This is a genomic window from Collinsella sp. AF29-7AC (assembly GCF_003475665.1).
Lineage (GTDB): Bacteria > Actinomycetota > Coriobacteriia > Coriobacteriales > Coriobacteriaceae > Collinsella.
On the sequence record NZ_QRQX01000011.1, the window covers coordinates 43823 to 61414 of the forward strand.

The 17592-nt window shown below is 60.4% G+C and carries 15 protein-coding genes; 9 read left to right on the forward strand and 6 right to left on the reverse strand.

Translation table 11 applies throughout. The annotated features are described in order from the left end of the window. Positions 1–155 precede the first annotated feature (155 nt). The 6 genes from DWZ15_RS06360 to DWZ15_RS06385 all read right to left on the reverse strand — a co-directional run bounded on the left by DWZ15_RS06360 (position 156) and on the right by DWZ15_RS06385 (position 7263). Entirely contained in the window at positions 156–734 is a 579-nt protein-coding gene (locus DWZ15_RS06360; protein WP_118450005.1) for a uracil-DNA glycosylase family protein, read from the reverse strand. A 3-nt stretch (positions 735–737) separates the two neighbouring features. After that, the gene (locus DWZ15_RS06365) at positions 738–2114 is read right to left on the reverse strand and encodes an alpha-amylase family glycosyl hydrolase (RefSeq protein WP_118450007.1); all 1377 of its coding nucleotides are present in this window, start codon (positions 2112–2114) and stop codon (positions 738–740) included. A 79-nt stretch (positions 2115–2193) separates the two neighbouring features. After that, a complete protein-coding gene (locus DWZ15_RS06370; protein WP_118450009.1) occupies positions 2194–3390 on the reverse strand; it encodes an MFS transporter in 1197 nt (398 codons plus the stop codon). Between the two features lie 123 nt (positions 3391–3513). Then, positions 3514–5874: a ferrous iron transport protein B gene (gene feoB / locus DWZ15_RS06375; RefSeq protein ID WP_118450011.1), complete on the reverse strand. Its 2361-nt coding sequence runs from the start codon at positions 5872–5874 to the stop codon at positions 3514–3516. 121 nt (positions 5875–5995) lie between these two features. Beyond that, positions 5996–6316: a hypothetical protein gene (locus DWZ15_RS06380; protein WP_118450013.1), complete on the reverse strand. Its 321-nt coding sequence runs from the start codon at positions 6314–6316 to the stop codon at positions 5996–5998. A gap of 47 nt (positions 6317–6363) precedes the next feature. Beyond that, entirely contained in the window at positions 6364–7263 is a 900-nt protein-coding gene (locus DWZ15_RS06385) for an alpha/beta hydrolase (RefSeq protein WP_118450015.1), read from the reverse strand. Positions 7264–7509: 246 nt separating this feature from the next. Between DWZ15_RS06385 and DWZ15_RS06390 the strand changes: the two genes are divergently transcribed. The 9 genes from DWZ15_RS06390 (at position 7510) to DWZ15_RS06430 (ending at position 17561) form a co-directional block, all read left to right on the forward strand. Further along, positions 7510–8073, forward strand: a complete 564-nt coding sequence (locus tag DWZ15_RS06390) for a PTS glucose transporter subunit IIA (protein WP_118450017.1) — start codon at positions 7510–7512, stop codon at positions 8071–8073. A 181-nt stretch (positions 8074–8254) separates the two neighbouring features. Next, a complete protein-coding gene (asnS, locus tag DWZ15_RS06395; protein ID WP_089572552.1) occupies positions 8255–9658 on the forward strand; it encodes an asparagine--tRNA ligase in 1404 nt (467 codons plus the stop codon). A gap of 249 nt (positions 9659–9907) precedes the next feature. After that, positions 9908–10693 carry a hypothetical protein gene (locus DWZ15_RS06400; protein ID WP_118450019.1) on the forward strand — a complete coding sequence of 262 codons (786 nt, stop codon included), beginning with the start codon at positions 9908–9910 and terminating at the stop codon, positions 10691–10693. A gap of 160 nt (positions 10694–10853) precedes the next feature. After that, positions 10854–11834, forward strand: coding sequence for an ABC transporter substrate-binding protein (locus DWZ15_RS06405; RefSeq protein WP_118225922.1), 981 nt, complete (start codon positions 10854–10856; stop codon positions 11832–11834). 189 nt (positions 11835–12023) lie between these two features. Next, entirely contained in the window at positions 12024–12947 is a 924-nt protein-coding gene (locus DWZ15_RS06410) for an ABC transporter permease (RefSeq protein WP_099432089.1), read from the forward strand. Next, complete coding sequence (locus DWZ15_RS06415; protein WP_022093887.1) at positions 12940–13734, forward strand: ABC transporter ATP-binding protein; 795 nt, start codon at positions 12940–12942, stop codon at positions 13732–13734. The genes DWZ15_RS06410 and DWZ15_RS06415 overlap by 8 nt, the downstream gene beginning before the upstream one ends. Before the next feature lie 335 nt (positions 13735–14069). Then, a complete protein-coding gene (locus DWZ15_RS06420) occupies positions 14070–14837 on the forward strand; it encodes a mechanosensitive ion channel family protein (RefSeq protein ID WP_117635370.1) in 768 nt (255 codons plus the stop codon). Between the two features lie 94 nt (positions 14838–14931). Then, a complete protein-coding gene (locus tag DWZ15_RS06425; RefSeq protein WP_118377409.1) occupies positions 14932–16854 on the forward strand; it encodes a BMP family ABC transporter substrate-binding protein in 1923 nt (640 codons plus the stop codon). Beyond that, positions 16851–17561 carry a metallophosphoesterase gene (locus DWZ15_RS06430; RefSeq protein ID WP_117639531.1) on the forward strand — a complete coding sequence of 237 codons (711 nt, stop codon included), beginning with the start codon at positions 16851–16853 and terminating at the stop codon, positions 17559–17561. Before DWZ15_RS06425 ends, DWZ15_RS06430 begins: the two co-directional genes overlap by 4 nt. Positions 17562–17592: the final 31 nt, after the last annotated feature.

Below are 17592 nucleotides of genomic sequence, written 5' to 3' on the forward strand. Positions count from 1 at the left end.
GCCACCAGAGCAACAATTCCAATGCGAACGGTAGAAAATCCCCGGTGAACGGCATTTCCTCCCTGCCCCACCCTACCCGCGTTTTAGCCGAAACTGGAGTTTCGGTCGTTTAGAATGCAACAGCCCGCTCTAGCCGACCGAAATTCCAGTTTCGGTTAAATATCGTGATGAGGTTGGGGGCGCCAGGTGACGGCAGTGGCCCAGAAGGCGATGAGGCGATCAAGGCTCCAAGCCGCGTTAGCGGGACTCGTTGAGGGCATGACCTGCGCCTTGATGCCTGTCAGAGACTCAAGGTAGCGGTGGTAGAGACGTCCCGCGGTGCCGCCGTTGCAGACGACCGCCTCGATCGGAGCCACGGCGGTAATACGCCCGATATCGATCGGCACAACGTTGCGAATGCTCGCGTCACTCGAGCCCTTAATGTCACAACTCTCGATCACATCCCACAGGGCCACGCCGCCGTTCAGCAGCATGGATCGCTTGGCGGCAATCGAGGCGTCGAGCGTCGCAGGCTCGCTGCCTGCCAAAGGGTCGCCCTCGTTGGGCGGCACGGGCACACCGAGACACGCGGCCATCACGCGCCAAAAGCGATTCTGAGGGTTGCCGTAATAAAAGGCATTGGCGCGCGAAAGCACCGAGGGAAACGACCCGAGCACCAAAACGCGCGAGTGCTGGTCGAACACGGGCTCAAACCCATGCTCAATATGTTGATAGCCCACGTCGGACGCAGCCATGGCCTAGGCCCTCAACAGATAGCGTACCTCGTAGGGTGCAAGCTCAAGGGCACCCGCTAGCTCGACTGTAGGCGCGCCGTCGGCAAGTAGGTCGGCAAAAGAGCCGTTGAGCTCACCGGCTCCAAAGGTATAGGGCTCGTTCACGGCATTGACCGCCACGAGCACCGTCGCGTCGTCGCAGGCGCGCTCGAACAGCAGCTGCTTGTTCTGGATCACCACGTTGCGGTACGCGCCGTAGTTGAGAGCGCGTGCCGCCGCACCGTCTGTCGAGCGCAGGTGCGCGAGCTGCTTGATGAAGGCCGACAGCTCGTTGGGCGCAGGCTCATCGAGCGCAGGGCGCAGCGCCCAGTCGCCATCGGGGCCGCCCTTTTCGCCAGCAATCCCCCACTCGCTGCCATAGTAGACACACGGAATGCCTGGCATGCCAAAGAGCATGCCATAGGCGGGACGCAGGCACGACTTGTCGGTGAGGATGCTTGCCAGGCGCGGCACGTCGTGGTTGTCGACAAACGACAGCAGGTGTTTGCCGCGGTAGATGCACCACGGGTCGCCGCCAAACTGACGGTGCAACGAATGGGCAATCTCGAACATGTTGACCGAGTTAAAGCTGGAGTACAGGCCCTTGTAGCACTCGTAGTTGGTGCAGGAGTCGAGCATCTCGTCGTTGACGATCTGGTTGTAGTCGCCGTGGAGCGTCTCGCCGATCAGCACAAAGTCGGGCTTGAGCTCACGGGTAAAGGAGTGTAGGCGGCGCATGAAGTCGCGGTCGAGCATATAGGCGACGTCCAAACGCAGACCGTCGATGCCAAAGACCTCGGCCCAGTGACGCACGGACTCAAGCAGGTAATCGACCACGGCGGGATTTTGCAGGTTGAGCTTCACAAGCTCAAAATGGCCTTCCCAGCCCTCGTACCAAAAGCCGTCGCCGTAGCACGAGTCGCCGTCAAAGCTGATGTGGAACCAGTCCTTGTAGGGCGAGTCCCACTTGCGCTCCTGCACGTCGCGGAAGGCCCAAAAACCGCGGCCAACGTGGTTAAAGACGGCATCGAGCACCACGCGGATGCCATGGGCATGCAGCGTCTCGCACACGGCGGCAAAATCGGCGTCCCCACCCAGGCGACGGTCGATATGGCGCAGGCTGCGCGTGTCGTAACCGTGACTGTCGGATTCGAGCGGCGGGTTAATGAGCACAGCACCGATGCCGAGTTCCTGCAGGTAGCCGGCCCATTGGGCGATCTTCATGATGGGCGCATCGGGGTTGGGCGCAGCGTTGGCAGCCTGGGCGAGCTCATCCTCGGCAACGGGCGCGGCGTTTTCGCGCGGAGCTCCACAAAAGCCCAGCGGATAGATCTGGTAGAACGTCGTCTCGTATGCCCACATAGCAACCTCCCGGTAAGCTCAACACAACGACATCCATTGTATGCCCAGCAGGGTGGCTAATTTGCGATGAGAGACGTGGCTAGGCGACAGGCTTTGCGCGGTGTATGGCTGGGAATAGCACAGTGATAGCGAGAACGACACCCACGACGGCAATCGCCCCGCCCGCACAACCGATCCAGGCGATGCCGGGACCCGACACCACGGCGCCGCCGACCGCGGTGCCCGTGCCGATACCGAGGTTAAACAGGCCCGAGAAGATCGACATGGCGACGGCCGACGAATCCGCCGGCGTGTACTTGATGAGCTCGGCCTGGAACGCCACGTTAAAGGCTGTGGAGCAGCAGCCCCATAGCGCGCAGACGGCAAGCACTGCTACGAGCGACGATGCGACCGGACCCATGAGCAGCAGAGCCACCGGCACGCCGGAGAGCGTGATAGCCAAGAACGGGAAGCGATGCCCATCGAACAGGCGGCCAAACAGCCAGCTTCCGAGCAGACCGGAGCAGCCAAACGCCGTCAGCGTCATGGTAATAGCGCTTGCATCGACGTGCGCGACCTGCGCCAGGAACGGCTCGATATAGCTGTAACCCGCATAATAGCCGGTTGCCATGAACACCGTGACCGCATAAAGCGCGATGAGGAACGGATTCTTGAGCAGCTCGGGCAGCTGCTTAACGGTAAAGCGCTCGCCCACCGGCATGGCCGGGAACACCGCGGCCTGGTACACCACCGCGGCGGCAGAGAAGGCACCGACCACGGCAAACGTCATGCGCCAGCCCACAGCTAGTCCGATGGCGCGGCCGATCGGCAGGCCAAAGATCTGCGCGATGGACGAGCCCGTGGCGATTATGCTGATGGCGAGCGCCCCGTGGCGACTGTCGACCAGGCGCGAGGCCATGATTGAAGCGACCGACCAGAACACGGCATGCGCGCAGGCGACCACCAGACGCGCGCAAACCAAAATAGGATAGGTGGGCGCCACAGCGGACAGGAACTGGCCGAGCGAAAACACGGCCAAAACGCCCAACAGCATCCGCTTGAACTCAAAGCGCGAGGCAAACACCATGAGTGGCAGCGACAGCAGCATGACGCCCCAAGCATAGACCGAGATCATGATGCCTGCCTGGGCCTCGGTGAGCGAGAACGACGCGGCGATATCAGTCAGAAGGCCGATGGGCATGAACTCCGACGTGTTGAACACGAACGCACAGCAGGCGAGCCCGATAAGCGGGAGCCACTGCTTGAGCGAGATGCCATCTTGTCTTGCCTGAGTCATGTAGGAACCCTCTCCGATTGTCTTGAGCGATGGGCGATTATATAGCAACGGCCCCGCATCCGTCAGTACAGATGCGGGACCGCAATCAACTCAATACACAGGGGTTGCGCCGTCAATAAATAGCTAAGCCAACCCCAACAATATGCCCGCCGAATGCACGACAAACGCCACGATCCAGGCGACCGTCACCTGAAACGCGAACACGGCAACGGCATAGCGCGCACCCAGCTCGCTCTTGACGGCACCGATGGCCGCCACGCAGGGCGGGTACAGCAGCGTAAAGACCAGGAACACGTAAGCGGTAAACGGCGAAAACATGGTCGACAGTGCCGCGGGCGAGGTCGCGCCCAAAAGCACCGTGAGGGTCGAGATGACACTCTCCTTGGCGATAAGGCCGGTGACGAGCGCCGTGGATGCTCGCCAATCGCCAAACCCAAGCGGCGCCAGCGCCGGCGCGATGATGCTGCCGAGACCCGCAAGCAGGCTTTGCGACTGATCGGCGACCACATTAAAGCGAATGTCGAACGTCTGAAGGAACCAGATGACCACGGTAGCGGCAAAGATAATGGTAAAGGCCTTGGTAATAAAGTCCTTGGCCTTATCCCATGCCAGCATCACCGTCGTCTTGACGCTCGGCAGACGGTAATTGGGAAGCTCCATGATAAACGGCACCGGGTCGCCCTTAAATGCCGTGCGGTTGAGCACCAAAGCCGCGATGCAACCGATCGCAATGCCAATCAGATAGAGCGAGACCATGGCGGGAACCGTCGCCTGTGGAAAAAACGCCCCGCACAGCAGACCGTAGACCGGCAACTTGGCCGAGCAGCTCATGAACGGCGTGAGCATGACCGTCATCTTGCGGTCGTGCTCGGATGGGAGCGTACGGGTCGACATGATAGCCGGCACGGTGCAGCCAAAACCGACGAGCATGGGGACGAAGCTGCGGCCCGAAAGGCCAAAGCGACGCAGTACCTTATCCATGACAAAGGCCACGCGTGCCATGTATCCGGAGTCTTCCAGAATGGAAAGGAACAAAAAGAGCACGACGATAATCGGCAGGAAGGTCAGCACGCTGCCCACGCCCGTAAGCACGCCGTCGACAGCCAGCGAGCGCACTACGTCGTTGGTGCCGAACGCCTTGAGGCCCGCATCGGCCGAGGCGATGATGGCAGCGATGCCGTCCTCCATGAGTCCCTGCAACGCCGCGCCGATCACGCCAAACGTCAGCCAAAAGACGAGGCCCATGATCACCAGAAACGCCGGAATGGCTGTGTAGCGACCCGTCAGGATGCGGTCGATCTTGACGGAGCGCACGTGCTCGCGGCTCTCGTGCGGCTTGACGACGCAACGCCCGCACACGTCGCCGATAAAGCTAAAGCGCATATCGGCCAGCGCGGACAGACGGTCGGTGCCGGCTTCGCCCTCCATCTGGGTAATGATGTGCTCGATAGCGTCGAGCTCATTGCGATCCAAGTGAAGCGCCTCGGTCACCAGCTCGTCGCCTTCAACCAGCTTGGTCGCCGCAAAACGCACCGGAATGTGCGCCGTCACGGCATGGTCCTCGATCAGGTTGGCAATACCGTGGATGCAGCGATGCAGTGCACCGCCGTCCGAGCCATCGGGCGCACAGAAGTCCAGGCGACCGGGGCGCTCGCGGAACCGTGCCACGTGCAAGGCATGATCCACCAGCTCGCCGATACCCTCGTTGCGGGCAGCGCTAATGGGGACAACAGGCACGCCCAACAGGCTCTCGAGCAGGTTGACGTCCACGGCGCCGCCGTTGGCTGTCACCTCGTCCATCATGTTGAGCGCGATGACCATGGGGCGGTCGAGCTCCATAAGCTGCAGCGTCAGGTACAGGTTGCGTTCGATATTAGTAGCGTCGATGATGTCGATGATGGCGTCGGGGTTTTCGTCCAGGATAAATTGGCGACTGACGATCTCTTCGCCCGTGTACGGAGACAGCGAATAGATGCCGGGCAGGTCGGTAACGCTTGCCTCGGGATGGTTACGGATGGTGCCGTCCTTGCGGTCGACCGTCACGCCGGGAAAGTTACCGACGTGCTGGTTGGAGCCCGTAAGCTGGTTGAACAGCGTGGTCTTACCGCAGTTTTGGTTGCCGGCGAGGGCAAAATGCAGCGGTGCGCCCTCGGGCACGGCCGTTTTTGCCGCACGGGGCGAATACGTCCCCTCGCCAAGTGCCGGGTGCTCCGTCATGCCGATTGCGGCGTTAGTGCGCGGACCCGTGTCTGTGTCGTGAACACCCACGAGCTCGATGCGAGCAGCATCGTCCTTGCGCAGCGTCAACTCGTAGCCACGCAGGCGAATCTCGAGCGGGTCGCCCATAGGAGCGTACTTCATCATGGTGACTTCGGTGCCCGGCGTTAGGCCCATGTCCAAAATATGCTGTCGGAGTGCCTGATCGTCCGATGCCACCGATGCGACAACGGCGTCCTTTCCAATCTCGAGTGTATCGAGCTTCACGCGCTCATCCTTTCGTTAGACGCGGTTAACCGTTTACCGGGGCTAACCAACTCGTAACGACAAATGATAGCGCTCTGAACTATTATATAAAGTCAAATACCGATGTTTACCTGCGCAAACTTTATGCGGTGCGCCCCGAAAGCTCTTTGCGCATACCGCTCAGCGAGATCGAAATGGAACCCGACCGCGCGGTAGCAGTGAGTCGATCACCCTCAACCGACCCCGTGCATGTAAAGGGCGCCTTGCCCATCAAGACGTGGGAGATAGTGCCCGAGAACTCAAAGAAATCGCCCCCAGCGCGGGCACCCGAGAGAGCGATATTGAGACCCCTGACGTTTAGTACTGCCCTGAGCGCGCCGTTCACCCCATGTGAAAACGTCACCTCGCCGCGTTTGCTCCCCACCGGCGTCTGGGCCAAAACCACATACGTACCCTCAAGCATGGCTCCTCCTCTAAGCAGACTTTTTGAAACGGGCAAGTAGTCTACTTTTACATATGGCGCTCCAGGAAGCGGAAGGCCAGGCGGATCCAAGGACGGACTGCCACTTGCTTGTCCTCGTTGTCGATCGCGGTATTGGCGTTGCCGAGCGAAAGGCCGTGGCCACCCTGGTCAAAGACGTGCATCTCGCATGCGACCCCTTCCTCGGCCATGCGCTGCGCAAACGGATAGACCTGCGCAATCGGCGCCGTCTTGTCGTCCGAAACGCCCCACACAAAGGTCGGGGGCATCTGGCGCGAAACGTGCGTGGTAGGGCAAATGTCGGCCAGGTGCTCATCGGTCGCCTCGCCGCCCGTCACCATCGACAGATAGTCGTTGAGCAAATCGCGCCCCGTCTTGCCACCCGTCTTGGGCACGCGCAGGTCGATGCGCGGGTCGCGCGTCTGCATATCGCGCACATAGGCAAGGTCGAGCAACGGATAGCCCAGCACCACGGCGTCGGGACGAATATCCTCCGGACGAGCCCCGGCAAGGCCCGCGAAAGGTCCGGTCTTCCACTGCGTTGCCAACGAGGCGCAGATCATGCCGCCCGCCGAGAAACCCACGATGCACACGCGCTTGGGATCGACATGCCACTCGTCGGCGTTGGCGCGCACGGTAGCGACCATCTTGGCGAGGTCCGCCTGCGGGTGCGGAAAGCTCACGTCGCCCGTGGCGCTCGTCACATAGTTGAGCACAAAGGCCTGGTAGCCGCGGTCCAAAAACGCAAACGCCACCGGGTCCTGCTCGTGCGGAGCGATATGCGTAAACCCGCCTCCGCCGCAGATGATCACCGCGGGGCGGCGGCCATTGGGCTTGTCGGGCAGCGGCTCGGCACCCAGATACGTAAACGTCGCCGGATAATCCTCGGTCGGCTCCTCGCCCCACAGCGCATGGTTCTCAATAATCATAGGTGCTCCCTCCGTGCGATTCGTGCGCACTCGTTTTTCGCACCTTAGCGTACCCCACTTGAGCCCGCGGCGCAGAAACACCCCCGCAATAAGTTGGCCTTCAACTGATATATCACAAAATCGCTGTTCAGAGGTATCGTTGGACAGCGTAAAATAGGAGCGCTGACCGTGCTGGGAAACACGTACGAAACGTTTCCGGCAAACCACACGCGTGCAACATGCGCGCCTGATACGTTGGAGGCATCTATGGGTCTGCTCGATTCGCTCAAGTCCACGTTCACTTCGTCGGGCGAGGCGTCCGTTCCGCCCGCAGCAAGCTTCGCCACCCGCGAAGGCGTCATCTACGCTCCTGTCAACGGCGTGCTCGTCAATCTGGGTGAGGTTCCCGACGAGACCATCGCCTCGGGCATGCTCGGCCAGGGCTACGGCATCGAGCCCATTACCGGCACCATTTACGCCCCCGCTAACGGCCGTATCGGCGCCACCACCGTCACCAACCACTCCATCGGCATGATCACCGAGGACGGTCTTCGCGTGTTCATCCATGTTGGCCTGGGCACCGTGGAAATGAACGGCAAAGGTTTTGCCCGCTTTGTCGAGATGGGTGACACGGTCAAGGCAGGCCAGCCGCTCATCAGTTTCGACCGCGAGGCCATCAAGGCCGCCGGTCACGAGGACATCGTGACCGTCATCGTCTCCGAGCTCGATCGTCTTAAGAGCATCGACCATGTCGGCGAGTCCGGCACGCTTATCGGCGGCAACCCGCTCGTCAAGCTGGGCGACCCGCTGCTGGTAGCCAAGACCAAGTAGCCAGGCCCCGCGCCACACAGCCAAAAGGCACCTCGTCAAGCGCCCGCGACCATTTGGCCGCAGGCGCTTTTCGTTTGAAAAACCATCCCGCCAATGCCTTATCCGTATAGCCCAAATGAGCCGAGCTGCTAAAATATCGAACTGTATGGATAACTATCATTCAACCGTTATGGGAGGATACGTGAACCGCACCAAAATCGCGCAGCTTTACGCCGATGCCGAGTCGCTTGGCGGCCAGACCGTCACCGTCGCCGGCTGGGTCAAGTCCATCCGCGACATGAAGAACTTTGGCTTTGTTACGCTCAACGACGGCAGCTGCTTCCGCGACCTGCAGGTCGTCATGAACCGCGAGGCACTCGACAACTACGACGAGATCGCCCATCAAAACGTCTCGGCCGCACTCATTTGCACCGGCACCGTCAAGCTGACCCCCGATGCGCCCCAGCCTTTCGAGCTTTCTGCCACCTCCATTGAGGTCGAGGGCGTCAGCGCCCCGGATTACCCGCTGCAGAAGAAGCGCGCAACCGTCGAGTTCCTGCGCACCCAGCAGCACCTGCGCCCGCGCACCAACCTGTTCCGCGCCGTGTTCCGCATCCGTTCTGTCGCGGCTGCCGCCATCCACCGCTTCTTCCAGGAGCAGGGCTTTGTCTACGTCAACACCCCCATCATCACCACGAGTGACTGCGAGGGCGCCGGCGAGATGTTCCGCGTGACCACGCTCGACCCCAAAAATCCGCCCCTCACCGAGTCCGGCGAGGTCGACTGGAGCCAGGACTTCTTTGGCAAGCACGCGAGCCTTACCGTGTCCGGCCAGCTCAATGCCGAGAACTTTGCCATGGCCTTTGGCGACGTGTACACCTTTGGCCCCACCTTCCGCGCCGAAAACTCCAACACCACGCGCCACGCCGCCGAGTTTTGGATGATCGAGCCCGAGATGGCCTTTGCCGACCTTAACGACTACATGGATAACGCCGAGGCCATGCTCAAGTACGTCCTTAAGGACGTTATGGCCACCTGCCCCGACGAGCTCAATATGCTCAACAAGTTTGTGGACAAGGGTCTGCTCGAGCGTCTGGACCACGTGGCAAACTCCGACTTTGCCCGCGTCACCTATACCGAGGCCGTCGAAATCCTGGAGCAGGCCGTCGCCGCCGGTCACAAGTTTGACTATCCCGTGAGCTGGGGCATCGACCTGCAAACCGAGCACGAGCGTTTCCTGACCGAGGAGCACTTTAAGCGCCCGACCTTCGTAACCGACTACCCGGCCGAGATCAAGGCGTTCTACATGCGCATGAACGAGGACGGCAAGACCGTCGCCGCCGCCGACTGCCTGGTGCCGGGTATCGGCGAGATTATCGGCGGCTCCCAGCGCGAGGAGCGCCTGGATCTGCTCGAGGCCCGCATCAAGGACCTGGGCATGAATCCCGAGCAGTACAAGTACTACCTTGACCTGCGCCGCTACGGTTCCTGCAAGCACGCCGGCTACGGTCTGGGCTTCGAGCGCTTGGTCATGTATCTGACCGGCGTGGGCAACATCCGCGACGTCCTGCCGCACCCGCGCACCGTGGGCAACGCCGACTTCTAATCGCCACAGCGCCACCAAACACGTTCCAGCGCATCACGCCAGCGCCTCTCGGCAAGCCGAGGGGCGCTTTTTTCAACAGCATCCGTCAAGCTTTTGGCAAGATTTTGGTCAGTTGAGCAGGGCTGTTGAAAACTCGACCCGCCGCTTGCCGACGACTACCGACCGCCCGGAGTGTCCTGCACCCCTGGGAAAGCCCCGCGCCCTAGGCTCCATACCGTCGCCACCCAAAACGGAAAGGACGTGGACGCCATGACCGAAACCGCTGTTGAAACTTACGAGACCACGACGAGGGGCGCCGCCTCGATGGCAGCCTATCGCGCCGTTCGCATCCTGCAATTATTAAGCGAAAACACCGGCGAGGACAAGGCCATGCTTTCCGATGAGTTGATCCGGCGTCTCGCCCATCCCGACGACCCCGCCCGCATGCCCATCTCGGCGGCGCGGCGCAGCATCTACACCGCCATCTCCGCACTTCGCCATGCCGGATACGAAATTGAATACAAGCGCGGCGTGGGGTATCGGCTCTTGACCCGTCCGCTCACCGACGAAGAGATCATCCGGCTCCACGGCATGGTCATGCGCAACCGCTCTACGCCCATCGCCATTCGAAAAAGCATGGCGCAGCACCTGGTCGCCATGGCGAGTGCCGACGTTCGCGGCTACCTCGATGCACCCGAGCCTGCTCCAAGCGCAGGCGACAAATCCACCAAGGCCATACGCACGCCCGTCAAGCGCATCGATGCCTACGAGCTCATCGAGCAGGCCATCGACCACGGAACCACGGTGAGTTTTGATATTTCGAGTGTCACGGCACGCGGAGAGGTCGAAGTGGCGCGGATGACACTCCGGCCCTTTGCCATCAAGCAACGAGACGGCATCTCGTATTTGCTGGGAACGGTCTATGACGCGCGAGGCGCCGACGACACGCTGCGTACCGTTGAGATCGGCCGCATGAGAAACGTCACCACACGTCTCCTCGACGGCAAGAAGCTCTTCGCCGTCCTGGACGAGGACGATGCCTCCTCCGCCGCATAAGACCCTCCGCCGCCCATTCGACTACCCGTACCGCCCATCCGATTCTGTATTAAAAAACCCGCCAGGCTGTTGTAAAAATGGACATCAGCGCTACTATAGTTCCACTTGCACTTTGTCCCAGTGCAGTGTTTCCAGCCATTTTTATACTGGGGGTAATGATATGAAGGACATCACCATCAGCCGCAGGAGCCTTCTGGTCTCCGCCGGTCTGCTCGCGCTCGCCCCGCTCGCCGGATGCGGCGGCAACTCTGGTTCCGGCTCTGCTGCCGCCGGTTCCGACTACACCATCGGCGTTCTGCAACTCACCGAGCACTCCGCACTCGATGCCGCCAACGACGGCTTTGTCAAGGCCATCAAGGAGAGCGGCCTTAAGGTCAAGATCGACCAGAAGAACGCCCAGAACGACCAGTCCACGTGTAAGTCCATCGCCGACAAGTTCGTGGGCGACAACGTCGACCTGATCTATGCCATCGCCACGCCCGCCGCACAGGCAGCTGCCGGCGCCACGGCCGATATCCCCATCGTGGGCTGCGCCATCACCGACTACGCCGCCTCCGGCCTGGTTCAGGACAACGATAAGCCCGGCACCAACGTCACCGGCGCCTCCGACCTTACCCCGGTCGCCGAGCAGCTCGAGATGATGCAGAAGGTCTTGCCCGACGTAAAGAAGGTCGGCCTGCTCTTCTGCACCGCCGAGTCCAACTCCGACGTCCAGATCAAGGCCGCCAAGAAGGAGCTCGACAAGCTGGGCCTGGAGCACACCGACTTCACCGTCTCGAGCTCCAACGAGATCCAGTCCGTCGTCGAGTCTGCCGTGGGCAAGGTCGACGCACTCTACTCCCCCACCGACAACACCATCGCCGCGGGCGCTTCGCAGGTCGGCCAGATTTGCAAGGAGAACAAGCTCCCCTTCGTGACCGGCGAGGAAGGCATGTGCATGGCCGGCGGCCTGTTCACCCTCTCCATCAACTATAAGGACCTGGGCTACGCCGCGGGCGAGATGGCCGTTAAGATCCTGAAGGGCGAGGCCAAGCCCGAGGATATGCCGATCAAGCACCTCTCGAGCAAGGACCTGGTCGTCGTCAAGAACGACGAGATGGCCGAGGCTCTGGGTATCGACCTTTCCGCTCTGGACGAATAACGCGTCTAGGGCCCGCACGCGCGCCACGGCTGCGTTATTCAATATCTGAGTCATTGGGGCGAACGCTAAAGGCCGGCGTTCGCCCTGCTTGTTTCAGGTAAAACAAAACGTCTGTCCGCCGCTCTTTTATGCATTGGTACCGCTATTATGGAAAATCACGTGTCCACCCTATCCTAGGAGGTATGAAGCATGCTCATTGCATTGCAGGGCGCCGTTTCGCAGGGCGTCCTCTGGGGCATTATGGTGCTTGGCGTGTTTATCACGTTCCGCCTGCTCGACATCCCCGATATGACCTGCGACGGCAGCTTTGCCCTCGGCGGCTGTGTCTGCGCCGTGCTCATCGTCAACAATAACGTCGACCCCTTGCTCGCCGTGCTGGCCGGCATGTGCGCCGGCGCCATCGCGGGCGCCGTCACGGGCATCTTGACCACCGTCTTTGAGATTCCCGCAATCCTCGCCGGAATCCTGACGCAGATCAGTCTGTGGTCCATCAACCTGCGCATCATGGGCAAGTCCAACACGCCCATCCTTGCCAAGGGCACTATCTTCTCATCCGTCAGCAACATGACGGGCCTGCCGCAGTCCACTGTTGCCATTATCCTAGGCATTGTGCTGGCCGTGGCCATCGTCGCCATCCTGTACTGGTTCTTTGGCACCGAGATCGGCTCGGCGCTGCGTGCCACCGGCAACAACGAGTACATGATCCGCGCCCTGGGCGTTAACACCAACACCACCAAAATGATCGCCCTCGTGCTCTCCAACGCCCTCATTGGCCTTTCGGGTGCGCTCATCTGCCAGAGCCAGAAGTATGCCGACATTGGCATGGGCACCGGCGCCATCGTTATCGGTCTTGCCGCCATCGTCATCGGCGAGGTGCTCGGTCGCCTGCTGCCCGGCGGCCTCACGCAGTTTAGCGTCCGTCTTGCCTCCGCCGTCTTTGGCTCCGTGGTGTACTTCCTTATCCGCGCCATCGTGCTGCAGCTGGGCATGGACGCCAACGACATGAAGCTGCTCTCCGCCGTGATCGTCGCCGTGGCCCTGTGCGTGCCCGTGGTTTGGGAGCGCTATAAGCTCCGCAGCTCCTACACGAAGGGAGATGAGGCAGATGCTTAAGCTCTCGCACGTCAAGAAGACCTTTAACAAGGGCACCGTCACCGAGAAGCGCGCGCTCACCGGCGTCGACCTCACCCTCAACGATGGCGACTTTGTAACCGTGATTGGCGGCAATGGCGCCGGCAAGTCCACGCTGCTCAATATGATCGCCGGCGTGTATCCGCTCGATTCGGGTGTTATTGAGCTCGACGGCACCGACATCTCTCGTCTGAGCGAGTCGCAGCGCGCCAAGTACCTGGGCCGTGTGTTCCAGGACCCCATGCGCGGCACCGCAGCCGACATGCAAATTGCCGAAAACCTGGCCCTCGCCAAGCGCCGCGGCCAGCGTCGCGGTCTTTCGTGGGGCGTCACCAAGGCCGAGAAGGACGAGTACGTTGAACTGCTCAAGCGCCTGGACCTCGGTCTGGACACGCGTCTCAACGCCAAGGTCGGCCTGCTCTCGGGCGGCCAGCGCCAGGCACTCACCCTGCTGATGGCCACGCTCACCAAGCCGCGCCTGCTGCTGCTCGACGAGCACACGGCGGCCCTCGACCCCAAGACGGCCTCTAAGGTGCTCAACCTGACCGAGGAGATTGTCGACGAAAACCATCTGACCACGCTCATGGTTACGCACAACATGAATGACGCCATCCGTCTGGGCAACCGTCTGATCATGATGCACGAGGGCCATGTGATCTACGACGTGGCCGGCGACGAGAAGAAGTCGCTCACCGTAGCCGACCTGCTGCAGAAGTTCGAGGAGGTCTCGGGCGGCGAGCTCGCCAACGACCGCATGCTGCTGAGCTAAAACCTGCCAATAAGGGACAGGTTTATTTTGGCAGGTTTTATCTGCGCAAACGTCAAAACCGCCGCAAAGGAACAGATACCTTTGCGACGGTTTTCGCATATCATGTCGATAATCCAGCGTCAGCAGGAACCACTGGTTAAGAACTAAGGAAACTGCCATGAGAAGACTCCTTCCCCGTCTTGCTTGACCGCCGCACTCCTTGCCGGCGTGCTCGCCGGCGGCCCAGCTTACGCCACCGCGGCCACCCCATCTCAAGTTATCGGCCCGTCCGATGTGATCGGACGGGCTTTTTGGTGGGTATCATGGTTGAATGATCATTAGGAGGTTTTCCCTACATGGAATTGTTTGAACCGATTCTTCATTTCTTTGAGCAGCGCTGGGTCCACAACATCATCTGGGCCGTCATCTTGGTAATAGTCACCGCCATCGCCGCCAAGGTGGCATCCAAGACCCTGCGCCACCTACTCAACCGAGACGACAACCCGCTTCCCGCATCGAGCATCTTCATCAACATCGCGCGTGCCGTCATTTGGATGATCGGCGGCAGCTTTATCCTCGACAACTGCTTTGGCATTAACGCAAACGCGCTCGTCGCCGCTCTTGGCGTCGGCGGCATCGCCATCTCGCTCGGCTTTCAGGACACGCTATCAAACCTTATCGGCGGCATGCAAGTGACCTTTATGGGCATCATCAAGCCCGGCGACAATATCGAGGTCGGCGGCGTGTCGGGCGTGGTCCAGGACATCACTTGGCGCCACACGACCATCGAGGACGCCTGCGGACAGACCATCATCGTCCCCAACTCCAACATCTCCAAGAACACACTCGTGCACCTCATGCCCTTTGGACGCGTTGTCGTTCCCGTCGCGGTGAAGGACACGTCAAAGTGGGACTCGCTCGATGCGCTGGCAGACGAGCTCGCCTGTGCCACCAAGGTCGCCGTTTCACCCATCTCGGGCTTTGACAAGGAACCCTACGTGCTCTTTAGCGAGATCGGCGACTTTGGCATTAAGGGTAAGATCATCTTTATCGTCAGTGACGACAGCACCACCTTTACGGCAGCCGACGCCTGCATCCGCGCCATCGCCCCCATCATCGCCTAAAACCACCGCAAAGGGGACAGGCACCTTTGTGGTGGTTTCGCATCGTGGTACCATGGTTCATATCGTTGTTTAAACGACTAAGGGAGTAGACACCATGGAAGAGGCCTATCGTCAAGCGCGCAAGCGCGGCGAACAGGGACGCCGTCGCGCCATAAGCCAAAGCGAGCATCCATATCTTACGGACCTCGACAGCTTGGTCGCCCAGCTTCCCTGCGGGCAGCGCGAGAACATCGGCCTGCGGGACATTCCGCTCGAAATGGTCGTCGGCACGGTTACCAAAGGTCGCCAGTCCGCCTTTTCGTGTAACTTTATGCCGCTGCTCCCCTGGAATACCGAATTCGCCCGCAAATGGTCCAACCTCTACGATATCCAAATCTCCGAGGGCTACCGCGACCCCATCATCGTCACCGAGTTCATGCACCGCTTTTACGTCCAAGAGGGCAACAAGCGTGTCAGCGTCCTCAAATTCCTTGACGCTCCGACGGTTTCGGCCAAGGTGACGCGTCTGTACCCCGGTAAGTGGGATTCCGTCGAGAGCCGCCTGTACGGTGAGTTTTGCGCCTTTTGGTACGTATGCCCCCTGTACGAGATTGAGTTTTCGCGCGAGGGCAGCTACGAGATGCTTGCCAAAATGCTCGGCCAAGATCTTGTCGAAAAATGGCCTCAAAAGAAGGTCGACTACCTACGTCACACCTTCCTGCTCTTTAAGCGCGCCTATCTTCGCGCGGGCGGCGACCACTTGGACATTACGCCTGCCGATGCCATGCTCGTCTACCTCAACGTCTACAACCAGGACCGTCTGCTGGATACGCCGACGGATATCGTCGTCAACCGTCTGTGCAAGATTTGGCGCGAGCTTGTCATTGCCGGCAAAAGCGACGAGGACAAAGTCGATCTTGTCGAAGCGCCGCAGCCCAACGAGAAAGAGGGCGCACCGACAAAAGCTACCTCGGGCGTGCTCAACTTCTTTATGAGCAAGACCGTCTACTCCACTGCCAATCCCATGCGAATCGCCTTTATCCACGAGTTTCCCTGTGCCACGTCGAGCTGGGACAGCCTACACGACCAGGGCCGCCGGTATCTTGATGAGCACTTTGGCGGCATCGTGCGCACCGAGGCGTTCGAGGACTGCCACGATTCGGACGTGTTCTACGCCGCCGTCGAGACAGCCGTAAAGCACGGGGCGAACGTCATCTTCTCGACCTCACACCGGCTCATGGAATACACGCTCAGGGCGTCAGTCGAGTATCCCCAGGTGCGGTTCCTTAACTGCTCAATCGGCCTTCCCCACCAAAGCGTCCGCTCGTACTTTGGAAAGATGTACGAGGCCAAGTTCCTACTGGGCGCCCTTGCCGCCAGCATGGCCGACAACCACCGTATTGGCTACCATGCGTCGGTCTTCGCCTCGGGCGCGCTGAGCGAAATCAACGCCTTCGCTATCGGTGCCTCGCTGCTCGACCCTCGTGCGCAGATTATCCTCACTTGGGGAGATGTTCCCGCCGGCGGTCTTGCCGAAGCCATGTGTCGCGAGGGCGTGAGCGTCATGACCGGCGCCGATATGTCCAAGTCTCTCGAGGACCCCACCGCCTACGGGCTTCACCGTCTGGTAAACGGCAAGGAAGTTACCGGTATTGCTATGCCGGTATGGAACTGGGGCCGTTACTACGAACTCATCGTACGCAGCCTACTGCACGGCACATGGGACGAGACCGCCGATGACCAGCAGGTGCGCGCCGTCAACTACTGGTACGGTATGAGCTCCGGCGTCATCGATATTCGCTACGCTCCGGGCCTACCCTATCAGACGCGTAAACTTGTGCAGCTGCTTCGCAACGGCATTGTCGAGGGCTCCATCAACCCATTTGGCGGCGAGCTCCACAGCCAGGACGGCGTGGTTCAGATTGAGGGCTTCCCTCCCCTGCCGAGTACGCAGATTGTCGAGATGAACTGGCTGGCTGACAACGTTATAGGCTCGATTCCGCAGCTCGATAACGAGCCGGAGGTCCGTGCCCTATGAATATCCTAGCCATTGCCGATGTAGAGGAGCGCTGCCTGTGGGAATGTTTTCGCAAGGAGCGCTTTGAGGACGTTGACCTGATTCTATCCGCAGGCGACCTGGATCCGGACTATCTTGAGTTTTTGGTCACTGTCATCAACAAACCGCTTGTGTACGTTCGTGGCAACCACGACGACCGCTACGCGCGCCATGCACCGGGCGGGTGCATTTGTGTTGAGGACAGCGTATATGTGTACCGAGGTATTCGCATTGCGGGTCTGGGCGGTTCCATGCGCTACCGCGACGGCGCGAACATGTATACCGAGCGCGAGATGGCAAAACGCATGCGCAAGCTATCGCGAAAAATCGCACTGGTAGACGGATGCGATATTCTACTTACCCATGCACCCGTCGCAGGCATGGGCGACCTGGACGACCTGCCGCATCGAGGATTCGAGTGCTTTAATGCGGCTCTTGAGTCTTGGGGTCCCGACTATATGATTCACGGGCATGTGCACCAAAGCTACGGCCCCAACTTTCAACGCGAGCGCCAACACCCATGCGGAACGAAGATTGTCAACGCCTGCGGCTATACCAAGATCGAAATTGACGAGGCGCGCTACCCCACGCGCGGTTGGAAGGCCGCTTGGCTCAACTCGCAAACCATGCGCCGCGAGCTCAAACGCCACGAAGCAATCGAGTCTTCAACCGCCAGAACCCCCTGGTAACTGCCAACAACCACCACGAAGGGGATAGGCA

Excerpts from the sequence above, each read along its gene's own strand:
- DWZ15_RS06415 (WP_022093887.1), top strand. The coding sequence starts at position 12,940 with ATGCTTAAGCTCTCGCACGTCAAGAAGACCTTTAACAAGGGCACCGTC.
- DWZ15_RS06390 (WP_118450017.1), top strand. The coding sequence starts at position 7,510 with ATGGGTCTGCTCGATTCGCTCAAGTCCACGTTCACTTCGTCGGGCGAG.
- DWZ15_RS06385 (WP_118450015.1), bottom strand. The coding sequence starts at position 7,263 with ATGATTATTGAGAACCATGCGCTGTGGGGCGAGGAGCCGACCGAGGAT.
- DWZ15_RS06430 (WP_117639531.1), top strand. The coding sequence starts at position 16,851 with ATGAATATCCTAGCCATTGCCGATGTAGAGGAGCGCTGCCTGTGGGAA.
- DWZ15_RS06400 (WP_118450019.1), top strand. The coding sequence starts at position 9,908 with ATGACCGAAACCGCTGTTGAAACTTACGAGACCACGACGAGGGGCGCC.
- DWZ15_RS06425 (WP_118377409.1), top strand. The coding sequence starts at position 14,932 with ATGGAAGAGGCCTATCGTCAAGCGCGCAAGCGCGGCGAACAGGGACGC.
- DWZ15_RS06370 (WP_118450009.1), bottom strand. The coding sequence starts at position 3,390 with ATGACTCAGGCAAGACAAGATGGCATCTCGCTCAAGCAGTGGCTCCCG.
- DWZ15_RS06420 (WP_117635370.1), top strand. The coding sequence starts at position 14,070 with ATGGAATTGTTTGAACCGATTCTTCATTTCTTTGAGCAGCGCTGGGTC.
- DWZ15_RS06380 (WP_118450013.1), bottom strand. The coding sequence starts at position 6,316 with ATGCTTGAGGGTACGTATGTGGTTTTGGCCCAGACGCCGGTGGGGAGC.
- DWZ15_RS06405 (WP_118225922.1), top strand. The coding sequence starts at position 10,854 with ATGAAGGACATCACCATCAGCCGCAGGAGCCTTCTGGTCTCCGCCGGT.
- DWZ15_RS06410 (WP_099432089.1), top strand. The coding sequence starts at position 12,024 with ATGCTCATTGCATTGCAGGGCGCCGTTTCGCAGGGCGTCCTCTGGGGC.
- DWZ15_RS06360 (WP_118450005.1), bottom strand. The coding sequence starts at position 734 with ATGGCTGCGTCCGACGTGGGCTATCAACATATTGAGCATGGGTTTGAG.
- DWZ15_RS06365 (WP_118450007.1), bottom strand. The coding sequence starts at position 2,114 with ATGTGGGCATACGAGACGACGTTCTACCAGATCTATCCGCTGGGCTTT.